General features: G+C 73.8%; 1 protein-coding gene and 1 pseudogene. One reads left to right on the top strand and one right to left on the bottom strand.

The window, feature by feature from the left end; translation table 11 throughout:
• The coding region (locus KBX39_RS27020) for a M14 family zinc carboxypeptidase (RefSeq protein WP_282102485.1) at nt 1-1170 on the top strand (1170 nt) is incomplete at its 5' end.
• Between the two features lie 44 nt (nt 1171-1214).
• Here KBX39_RS27020 and KBX39_RS27015 read toward each other — a convergent pair.
• Nucleotides 1215-3176 (bottom strand): annotated as a pseudogene (locus tag KBX39_RS27015) (propionyl-CoA synthetase); the annotation flags it as partial.
• Between the last annotated feature and the right edge of the window lie 147 nt (nt 3177-3323).

The following is a 3323-nucleotide window of genomic DNA, read 5'->3' as shown; positions in this document are numbered from 1 at the left end:
ACCGTCGACCCGGGCCGGCCGAGCCGGCCGCTGAGCATGCGCTACCGGGACCGGGTGCTCACGATTTCGCTGGCCACCGACCGGGCGGGCAAGGTGACGAGCACCACCGACGACGTCGCCGCCCTGATCAACGCGCCGCGCGGCGCCCGCTTCCGGGCCACTGTGGAGGAGGGCTCGGCCGGGCTGCCGATGCCGGCCACCGGGCCGGTACGCCTCGACGACGGGTTGCAGGGCACCGAGGTGCCGGCCCGGCCGTGGACCGTGCAGGCACTGCGCATCGGCAAGCACCGTGACGGCTCCCGGATCGGCGTGCTGGCGTACTCGCAGGAGCACGCCCGCGAGTGGGCCACCCCGCTCGTCACGCTGGAGTTCGCCGAGCGGCTGCTCGCCAACGCCCGCACCGACGCGGCGACCCGCAAGCTGCTGGAGCAGGTGGACGTGTTCGTCATCCCGACGGTCAACCCGGACGGCGCGAACTACTCGTTCCACGACTACAACTTCCAGCGCAAGAACCTGGTCAACCACTGCGCCGGTGAAGCGCGGGACCCGAAGTACCGGAACATGTGGGGCGTCGACGTCAACCGGAACTACACGGTCGGATCCCTGTTCGACGGGTACGTGGGCGCGAGCACGAACTGCCTGGCCGGCAACTACGCGGGCACGGCGGAGCTGTCCGAGCCGGAGAGCCGCAACGTGATCGACCTGGCCAAGGCGCACCCGAACATCAAGTTCGCGATGAACGTGCACTCGTACGGCGGCTACTTCATGTGGCCGCCCGGGGCGTACAAGGCCGACGGGCGGGTGACGCTGCCGCGCCCGTCGATCGACGAGTCGACGCTGTTCCTGGCCAGCGCCCGGCGCATCGTCGGGGCCATCGCGGCCGAGCGCGGCACCGTCACCTGGCCGTCGCAGACCGGCCCGGTCGCCGACGTGCTCTACTCGGCGGCCGGCAACTCGGCCGACCAGCTCTACTACGAGCTGGGCATCTTCGCCTGGGACTTCGAGGTCGGCAACGACAGGTGGAACGAGGCCACCGGCCAGTGGGAGGGCGTCGGTTTCCAGCCGCCGTTCGACGAGGCGCACGGCGAGGCGCAGGAGTACGCCGGCGGCCTGGTGGAGCTGGTCCGCGTCGCCCGCGACTACGCGGCGAGCAACCCGGTCCGGCGCTGAGGGCAGGCGGTCCCCGGCCGGTGGAAGTCCGGCCGGGGACCGCGTCAGCCCTGCCCGTCCCGGTCCGCGGCGCCGAGGTCGCGGAAGACGGTCAGCGCGCCCGGGTCGTCGATGGTCGCCGGGACCGGCTCGTCGCGCCCCTCGACCAGGCCCCGCATGGTGCGCCGCAGGATCTTCCCGGAACGGGTCTTGGGCAGCGCCGGCACCACTGTCACCCGGCGGAACGCGGCCACCGGGCCGATCCGCTGCCGGACCAGCGCGACCAGTTCGGCGGCGAGCGCGTCCGGGTCCACGTCGGCGCCGGCCTTGAGCACCACGTACCCGCTGGGCACCTGCCCCTTCAGCGCGTCGGCCACGCCGATCACCGCGCACTCGGCCACCGCCGGGTGCGTCGCCAGGACCTCCTCCATCGCGCCGGTGGACAGGCGGTGCCCGGCCACGTTTATGACGTCGTCGGTGCGGCCCATCACGTACAGGTAGCCGTCCTCGTCGAACCGGCCGCCGTCACCGGTCAGGTAGTGGCCGGGAAACGTCGACAGGTAGGAGCGGACGAACCGCTCGTCGTCACCCCAGAGCGTGGGCAGGCAGCCGGGCGGCAGCGGCAGCCGGATCACGATCGAGCCGTCCGTGCCGGGCGGCACGTCCCGGCCCGCGCCGTCGACCACGCGCACGTCGTAGCCGGGCACCGGCACCGTCGGCGACCCCGGCTTGATCGGCAGCGGCTCCAGGCCGCGCGGGTTGGCCGCCACCGGCCAGCCGGTCTCCGTCTGCCACCAGTTGTCGACCACGGGTACGCCGAGCCGCTGCCCCGCCCAGGCCCAGGTGTCCGGGTCCAGCCGCTCACCGGCGAGGAAGAGGGTACGCAGCGCGCTCAGGTCGTACCGGTCGATGTGCGCGCCGTCCGGGTCCTGGCGGCGGATCGCCCGGATCGCGGTGGGCGCGGTGAACAGGGCGGCCACCCGGTGCTCGGCGGCGACCCGCCAGAACGCCCCGGCGTCGGGGGTGCCGACCGGCTTGCCCTCGTAGAGCACGGTGGTCGCGCCGGTGAGCAGCGGCGCGTACACGATGTAGGAGTGGCCGACCACCCAGCCCACGTCGGAGGCGGCCCAGAAGACCTCGCCCGGCTCGATGCCGTAGACGTTGCGCATCGACCAGCGCAACGCCACCGCGTGCCCGCCGTTGTCCCGCACCACGCCCTTGGGCCGGCCGGTGGTGCCGGAGGTGTAGAGGACGTAGAGCGGGTCCGTGGCGGCCACCGGCTCGCACGGCGCCGGTTCCGCGTCCGCCATCACCTCGGCCCAGGTCAGGTCGCGGCCCGGCACCAGCGGAGCCGGTTCCTGCGGGCGCTGCACCACCACGCAGCGCTCCGGCGCGTGCCCGGCCTCGTCCAGCGCGGCGGCCAGGATCGGGTGGTACGGCACCACCCGGTCGGCCTCGATGCCGCAGGAGGTCGCCACCACCACCTTCGGCCGCGCGTCGTCGATCCGGACGGCCAGCTCGTGCGCGGCGAAGCCGCCGAATACCACCGAGTGCACCGCGCCGATCCGGGCGCAGGCCAGCATGGCGATCACCGCCTCCGGGACCATCGCCAGGTAGAGCAGCACCCGGTCGCCCCGGCCGACGCCGAGCCGGCGCAGCGCACCGGCGAACCGGGCGGTCTCGGCGAGCAGTTCGGCGTAGGTGAGCGTGCGGACCGTGCCGGTCACCGGGCTGTCGTGGATCAACGCGGGCTGGTCGCCACGCCCGGCGGTGACGTGCCGGTCCAGCGCGTTGTGACAGGTGTTCAGCACCCCGTCGGGGAACCAGCGGTACAGCGGCGCCGCCTCCTCGTCGAGGATGTGCTCCGGCGGGATGACCCAGTCGATGTCGGCCGCCGCGTCCCGCCAGAAACCGGCCGGGTCGGCGATGCTCCGCTCGTACGCTGATCGATACGCGCCCATGCCGTCATGCTGCGCCGCGGCGCACCGCCGGCACGACGGCCGGACGGGTCCGGTGCGCCGGAAGCACGGCCCGGCTCGCTGAACGGCCGCTCACGGCGGTGGGCGGTGGCCGCTCAGCCCAACGGGCGACGGATGAAGCCCGTGGGGCGGGGTAACCCAGCACGGTCCTGGTGGAGAGACGACCGGTGTCGCGGCGAACCGCGGCCGGGCACG

This window comes from Micromonospora sp. D75 (assembly GCF_018070405.1).
Classification (GTDB): domain Bacteria; phylum Actinomycetota; class Actinomycetes; order Mycobacteriales; family Micromonosporaceae; genus Micromonospora; species Micromonospora chalcea.
Note: the sequence above shows the minus strand (reverse complement) of the source record. Positions and strands in the feature narration are given on the sequence as shown.